This window comes from Bradyrhizobium sp. Leo170, from assembly GCF_004296405.1.
Lineage (GTDB): Bacteria > Pseudomonadota > Alphaproteobacteria > Rhizobiales > Xanthobacteraceae > Bradyrhizobium.
In genome coordinates this window covers 1-6,879 of sequence record NZ_PSRR01000408.1, presented here as the reverse complement: position 1 = coordinate 6,879, position 6,879 = coordinate 1, and the positions used below count along the sequence as shown (strand labels likewise).

At 64.6% G+C, this 6,879-nt stretch carries 6 protein-coding genes; 3 read left to right on the top strand and 3 right to left on the bottom strand.

Annotated elements, in window-relative coordinates; genetic code table 11:
- From CWO89_RS38655 to putA, 3 genes are all read right to left on the bottom strand, one after another.
- The coding region (locus CWO89_RS38655; RefSeq protein WP_130583586.1) for a helix-turn-helix domain-containing protein at nt 1-234 on the bottom strand (234 nt) is incomplete at its 3' end.
- A 201-nt stretch (nt 235-435) separates the two neighbouring features.
- Nucleotides 436-1,641, bottom strand: a complete 1,206-nt coding sequence (locus CWO89_RS38650; RefSeq protein WP_130583585.1) for a CaiB/BaiF CoA transferase family protein — start codon at nt 1,639-1,641, stop codon at nt 436-438.
- A 204-nt stretch (nt 1,642-1,845) separates the two neighbouring features.
- On the bottom strand, nt 1,846-4,854 hold the full coding sequence (gene putA / locus CWO89_RS38645) for a bifunctional proline dehydrogenase/L-glutamate gamma-semialdehyde dehydrogenase PutA (protein WP_130583584.1): 3,009 nt from the start codon (nt 4,852-4,854) through the stop codon (nt 1,846-1,848).
- A gap of 112 nt (nt 4,855-4,966) precedes the next feature.
- On the opposite strand from putA, the gene CWO89_RS38640 reads away from it, so the two are divergent.
- From CWO89_RS38640 to CWO89_RS38630, 3 genes are all read left to right on the top strand, one after another.
- On the top strand, nt 4,967-5,431 hold the full coding sequence (locus CWO89_RS38640) for an Lrp/AsnC ligand binding domain-containing protein (protein ID WP_130583583.1): 465 nt from the start codon (nt 4,967-4,969) through the stop codon (nt 5,429-5,431).
- A gap of 80 nt (nt 5,432-5,511) precedes the next feature.
- A complete protein-coding gene (locus CWO89_RS38635) occupies nt 5,512-6,333 on the top strand; it encodes an AraC family transcriptional regulator (RefSeq protein ID WP_130583582.1) in 822 nt (273 codons plus the stop codon).
- 152 nt (nt 6,334-6,485) lie between these two features.
- Nucleotides 6,486-6,818, top strand: a complete 333-nt coding sequence (locus tag CWO89_RS38630; RefSeq protein WP_245476773.1) for an O-methyltransferase — start codon at nt 6,486-6,488, stop codon at nt 6,816-6,818.
- Nucleotides 6,819-6,879: the final 61 nt, after the last annotated feature.

Genomic DNA, 6,879 nt, shown 5'->3' with positions numbered 1-6,879 from the left:
GAGGCCAGCCAGGCGCCGCTCAATGAAACGCGACCGCCACTTCCCGACGGTAGCATTGGTGAGTTGCATTCGTTGCGCGATCGCATTGTTGGGCTCGCCATCTGCACTACTCAGTATAATGCGCGCTCGACTGCTAAGCGCCGCGGGCAGCGAGCGGCTACGTGCAAACGTTTGAAGCTGCGAACGCTCTTGATCGGACAACACCAGATCAGCCTTCGGTCTGCCTATCGTCATCGCCATCTCCATCCCAAAAGATCGCGAGAACGATGCAGAATTAATGCCAGTTATTTGCGGGACAGGACACTTAGAGTAAACCCGCAAAAACCAGACTCAAAATGCCGACTCCGGAGTCGGGCAAGTCGGCTAAGAGACGGATAAGACAAGGTTTAATCAGGACGCACTTTCTCCCACAAGGGGAGAAGGAAGGGTCGGCGATCACGCCACCGCGCCGCTTGCGCGCAGCTTGCTGATCGCGGCCTCGTCATAGCCCGCCTGCCGCAGGATCTCGTCGGAGTGCTCGCCGACTTCCGGCGGCTTGCGCGGCTGCACCTTTTTCTCTCCGTCGATGAAGATCGGGCTGTTGACGGTCAGCATGGTGTCGTTCTCGAACCGCACCAGCACCTCGTTCTCGATCATCTGCTTGTCATCAGGGATGTCGTCGAGGATGCCGACCACGCCGAACACGAGGCCATTGCCGTCGAGGATCTTGCGCCACTCGGCGAGGTCTCTGGTTACGAAGATTTCGTCGAGGATCTTGATCAGTTCCACCGAGCGCGCATGGCGGCCGGCCTTGGTGGCGAAACGCTCGTCGGTGACGAGGTCCTCGCGGCCGAGGCAGCGCGCCAGCGTCGGCCATTGCCGCTCCTCGTTGAGCAGCGACAGGATGATCCAGCGGCCGTCCTTGCACTTGTAGTGGTTGGTCACCGCGTTCAGCGCCTCTTCGCGCGGCTTGCGCTTGGAGAATTTCGCGCCGCAAAGCTTTGCCTGTGCCAGCACGCTGTTGGCCCAGACGCCATTCGCCATCAGGTTGGTCGAGACATGCGAGCCCTTGCCGGTGCGCTCGCGCTTGAACAGCGCGGTGACGATCGCGCCGTAGAACGCCATCGCGCAGGGGTGGTCGCCCATGCCGGCGACGGAGCGCGCCGGCGTGGTGTCCTCATCGGCGCGCACCAGGTCCATCAGGCCGGAGCGAGCCCAATAGGCGTCGCTGTCGAAGCCCGGCTTGTTGGCTTCCTCGCCCTTTTCGCCATAGCCGGTGAAGGAGGCGTAGATCAGGCGGTCGTTGAGGTGGGCGAGGTGGTCATGGGTGATGCCGAGCTTGGCGCGCACCTGCGGCGGCATGTTGGTGATGAAGACGTCGGCCTCGGCGACGAGCTTGTACAGCACCGCCTGCGCCTCCGGCTTGGTGAGGTCGAGCGCCAGGCTCTTCTTGTTGCGCGCCTCCAGGAGCCAGGCGAAATTGTGCTCGGTATGGGGATAGCCGGGCAGGTTCGGCAGGTTGCGGTAGGGATCGCCGGCCCCGGGTGGCTCGATCTTGATCACATCGGCCCCGAAGTCGGACAGCACGGTCGCGGCCGCCGGCGCCGCAATGAAGCTCGCGCAGTCCAGAACCTTCAAGCCTTCAAAGATACCTTTTTCCATCGTGCCGTCGCTCCCGTGACGTTTGTTGCTGTTGTTCGTGAGGCGGAATTACCGCTGCCGATGATCCCGAGGAAGCGACATTTGACCCATGTAGGGTGGGGGATGCAACGGGTTCGCGACGACCGCGGTGCCGTAGGGTGGGCAAAGCGTTAGCGTGCCCACCTTTGGTCGGCACGCTGCGCTTTGCCCACACTACGAAACTGACTAGTCCCCGCCCGCGAGCAGCGCCGCATTGCCACCGGCGGCGGCCGTGTTGACGGTCATTGTCTGCTCGGTCGCAAACCGCGCCAAATAATGCGGGCCGCCGGCCTTGGGACCGGTGCCGGAGAGGCCGCAACCGCCGAACGGCTGCACGCCGACGACGGCGCCGATCATGTTGCGGTTGACGTAGATGTTACCGACCGAAAGGCGCTCGACGATATCCTCGACGGCGTCGTCGATGCGCGAGTGGATGCCGAGCGTCAGTCCGTAGCCCGTCGCCTCGATCGCGCGCAGCACGTCACCAAGATTTTCCGCGCGGTAGCGCACCACGTGCAGGATCGGGCCGAACACCTCCTCGGTGAGCTGGCTTGCGCTCGCCAGTTCGAAGATGTGCGGCGCGACGAAATTGCCCTCCGGCGCAGTGCCGGCGAAATGCACGCGCGCCTCCCGCTTCATCCGTGCGATGTGCGCATCGAGCCGCTGTTTTGCTTCCGCATCGATCACCGGTCCGACGTGGGTTGAGGGATCGGTGGGATCGCCGAGTTTCAATTCGCGCGCGGCGCCGGCGATCATCTCGATCGTGCGGTCGGCGACGTCGTCCTGGACGAACAGCAGCCGCAGCGCCGAACAGCGCTGTCCGGCGGAGCGGAACGCCGAGGTCACGACGTCGTCGGCAACCTGCTCGGGGAGCGCGGTGGCATCGACGATCATCGCATTGATGCCGCCGGTCTCCGCGATCAGCGGCACGATCGGGCCATCCTTGGCGGCCAGCGTGCGGTTGATCGAACGCGCGACTTCGGTCGAGCCGGTGAAGACGACGCCCGCGATGTCCGGATGCGCCACCAGTGCCGCGCCGATCCGGCCGTCGCCCTGCACGAGCTGCAGGGCAGAAGCAGGCACGCCCGCCTCGTGCAGTAGCGCTACCGCCTCAGACGCGATCAACGGCGTCTGCTCGGCCGGCTTTGCCACCACCGAATTGCCCGCAATTAATGCGGCCGTCACCTGCCCTAGGAAGATCGCCAATGGAAAATTCCACGGCGAGATCGCGACGAAGACGCCGCGGCCGCGCAAGACGAGCACGTTGCTCTCACCGGTCGGTCCCGGCATCGCCTCGCCGTCGCCGAACAGCTTGCGACCCTGCGCGGCGTAGTAGCGGCAGAAATCGGTAGCCTCCCGCACCTCGGAGAGCGCGTCATCCAGCGTCTTGCCGCCTTCGCGCTGCAGCAGCGCGATGAAATGCGCGGCGCGTTGCTGCAGGAGCTCCGCGGCGCGTTCGAGGATTTTCGCGCGCGTCTCGGCCGGCGTCCGGCTCCAGCGGGCAAATCCGCCGCGCGCCGCTGGGACCGCGGCATTCGCTTTTTCCGCAGTCGATTCGACGATACGTCCAGCCGGCACTGTTTCGGTGCCGATCGCCGATAACAGGCGATTCAGTGCGGCGCGTTCGCCGAACTCGATGCCGCGCGAATTCTGCCGCTCCGGCCGATAGAGATCCTGCGGCAGCGGGATGTTCGGATGCCGCGCATGCTCTGCCGTGCCGATGATGTCGGCCGGCCGGCGCAGCAATGTCTTTACGGGCACCGCCTCATCGGCCGCGAGCGCGACGAAGGACGAATTGGCGCCGTTCTCGAGCAAGCGCCGCACCAGATAGGCGAGCAGGTCGCGATGGCTGCCGACCGGCGCATAGGTGCGGAAGGCGATGTCGGGACGGTCCATGGCAAGCTGCGCATAAAGCGCTTCGCCCATGCCATGCAGGCGCTGGAATTCGAAGCTGCTGCCGTCGCCGGCGAGTTCCAAGATGGTCGCGACGGTGAGCGCGTTGTGGGTCGCGAATTGCGGAAACAGACGCGGCCGCAACGCCAACAGCTTCTTTGCGCAGGCGATGTAGTTCAAATCGGTCATCGCCTTGCGGCCGAACACCGGATAGTCGTCGAGCCCGCGCTCCTGCGCGCGCTTGATCTCGGTGTCCCAATAGGCGCCCTTGACCAGCCGCACCATCATCCGGCGGTTCGCGCTTCGCGCGAGCTGGTCGACATAGTCGATCACCTCACCGGCGCGCTTTTGATAGGCCTGGATCGCGAGGCCGAAGCCGTCCCAGCCGGCAAGCGCATCGTCGGCAAACGCCGCGGCGATCACGTCGAGCGACAATTCCAGCCGGTCGGCTTCCTCGGCATCGACGGTGAAGTTCAGGTTGAAGGCCTTGGCCTGCCGCGCGAGTTCGATCAGCCGCGGCACCAGCTCGCGCATCACGCGACCGTGGCTCACCGCCTCGAAGCGCGGATGCAGCGCGGAGAGCTTGACGGAAATGCCGGGCCGGTCGGGCAGGGGACGGTTGTCCGCCGTGCGCCCGATCGCCTCGATCGCACGCGCATAGGAATTGAAATAGCGCTCGGCATCCTCGGCGGTGCGCGCACCTTCGCCGAGCATGTCGAAGGAATAGCGCGGCCTCTCAGCCGACTGCGAATTCGCCCGCGACAGCGCTGCCTCGATGGTCTCGCCGAGCACGAAGTGGCTGCCCATCAGCCGCATCGCCTGACGCGTGGCGGCGCGCACCGCCGGCGCGCCGAGCCGTTTTGTCAGTCGTCCGATCGTGCCCTGCGGGGTCTCGCCGGGCTGGATCACGCGCGCGGACATGCCGAGCGCCCAGGCCGAGGCATTGACCAGGAACGCGCTCGATTTGGTCTCGTGACGGACGAAATCGCCCTGAGCCAGCTTGTCCTCGATGAACAGGTCGGCGGTGCGCGCATCGGGCACGCGCAGCAGGGCTTCCGCCAGCACCATCAGCGCCAGGCCCTCCTTCGTTGAGAGCGCGAATTCGCGCAGCATGTCCTCGATGCCGCCCAGCGGATCGTCATTGGTGCGGATCGCCTCGATCAGCCGCGTCGCGGTGGCGTCGATCCGTGCTTCCTGCTCCGCGCCAAGCCGCGCATCCAACAGCAGCCGCGCCGCGATCGCGACATCGTCCGGCGCATAGGCCGCGCTGAAAGGTGGAAGAGAAGCGTATTCGACCGGCATGGCGTTTTCCTCAGACCCACCAAGACGTTACTTCCATCCGAACCGTATTTCGATAGACAAATTCGTACATATGGCTTAGAAAATCAGGAAATATAGGCGCTATGGCTGATATATGCCGGAACTTGATAAAATAGACCGCAAAATCCTCGAAATTCTGCAGGACGACGGCCGAATCGCCAATGTCGAGCTGGCAGAGCGCATTGGCCTGTCCCCGACCTCGGTCGGCGAGCGGCTGAAACGGCTGCAGCGCGAGGGATTTGTCGAGGGGTTCGGTGCCCGCCTCAATCCGCACCGGCTCGGCCTCGGGCTGCTCGTGTTCGTCGAGGTGATGCTCGACAAGACCACGCCTGATGTCTTCGAAAAGTTCGCCCACGCCGTGCGGGCCGCGCCGGAAGTCCTGGAGTGCCACATGGTGGCCGGCGGCTTCGATTATCTGGTCAAGGCGCGCGTCGCCGACATGACCGCCTATCGCCGCTTCCTCGGCGAGAGCCTGCTCGCGCTCCCCGGCGTGAAGGAGACGCGCACTTACGCCGTGATGGAAGAGGTCAAGCGCGACGCGCCGCTGCCGGTCTCCTAGGGCCTCCGTGTTGAAAGTCGCAATCGCGGACTGATATTGTCTGATCTGGTCAATCGCATTCGGATCGATCGTCACCCGTCATGCCGTTCTATCGTCACGAGGAAAACGACCTCGACTCCGCGGATGGCGTCGGTTTCTCTCCGGAGGACGTGCCACGCGCCGTCGCCGTTTTCGGCGGCTACATGGTCACGAAGGGCATGGAGCTCGCCATGCACGAGCATCGGAAGGCCCAGCTTGTCCTGACCTTGCGGGGCGTCGTTAGGTGCGAAGCCGACCAAGGTGTCTGGATCGTGCCGCCGCGCTGTGCGGTGTGGATTCCCGGCAATCTTCCCCACAGCGTGTCCCTCGCCGGAAATGTCGAGGTATATTGCCTGTTCGTCGAACCGGATGCGGCGCCGGCGCTGCCCAGGCGATGCTGCACGCTGTCGATCTCGCCGTTGCTGGAGCGTTTGCTGCTGCACGTTGCCCAGATGCCGGTCCTGTACGATGTCGATGGCGCCGACGGCCGGATCGCCACTGTGCTGCTCGACCAACTGTCGCTGGCGCCCGTCGAGAAGCTGAACTTTCCGATGCCGGTCGATGCCAAGCTGCGTAGGATCGCCGCCTCGATGATGGCCGATCCTTCCGACCGCGCGACGATCGACGACTGGGGCCGGCGCATGGCCGTCGCCCCGCGGACCTTGACCCGCGCCCTGAAACGCGAGACCGGCATGAGCTTCGGCCGCTGGCGCCGGCAGCTCCACATCCTCATTGCGCTGCAGCGTCTCGCCGAAGGGGCGTCAGTCCAGACCGTGGCGCTCGATCTCGGCTATGAGGGCGCGAGCGCCTTCGTCACCATGTTCCGCAAGGCCCTGGGCAAGCCGCCCGCCCGGTATCTGGCGGACCGCCGGATTGCCGCATGATCTCTGTCCGGCTTCGGACAAATCCAGATGCTGACCAGAAATCGCAATACTTTGTCCCGTTTGCGGAATGCGGTCAAACGGGCGATTTCCTATCCTGGCTCTGACGCAGACACCCTGGCACGCCGGCGGGCGCATTCCAAGGAGCCCGGAACATGGATTCACTCAGCAGCGGCCCGGTCGCGGAGGTTCTCCAACGTCTTCATCAGCAAGCGGAGGCCGCCGACGCGCCGCTGCAGGCTTATATGAGCGAGGCGACCAACGGCGAAGCGATCAGCCAGTTCATCGAAGCTGAGACCAAAGATTTGGCGGGACTCTATCACGGTCTCGCCGGGAATTTCCTGAATGTCTCCCCGGAATTCGGGCGGTTTCTCTACATGTGCGCCCGTAGCTGCAAGGCCAAGCGCATCGTCGAGTTCGGTTCTTCGATGGGGATTTCCGCCATCTACATGGCTGCGGCGTTGCGCGACATGGGCGCGGCCGCCTGATCGGGACCGAACTCGAGCCCAGCAAGGCCGAACGGGCGCAGGCGAACGTCGCCGCCGCCGG

Coding starts and splice junctions, on each gene's coding strand:
- CWO89_RS38650 (WP_130583585.1), bottom strand. CDS start 1,641: ATGGAAAAAGGTATCTTTGAAGGCTTGAAGGTTCTGGACTGCGCGAGC.
- putA (WP_130583584.1), bottom strand. CDS start 4,854: ATGCCGGTCGAATACGCTTCTCTTCCACCTTTCAGCGCGGCCTATGCG.
- CWO89_RS38640 (WP_130583583.1), top strand. CDS start 4,967: ATGCCGGAACTTGATAAAATAGACCGCAAAATCCTCGAAATTCTGCAG.
- CWO89_RS38635 (WP_130583582.1), top strand. CDS start 5,512: ATGCCGTTCTATCGTCACGAGGAAAACGACCTCGACTCCGCGGATGGC.
- CWO89_RS38630 (WP_245476773.1), top strand. CDS start 6,486: ATGGATTCACTCAGCAGCGGCCCGGTCGCGGAGGTTCTCCAACGTCTT.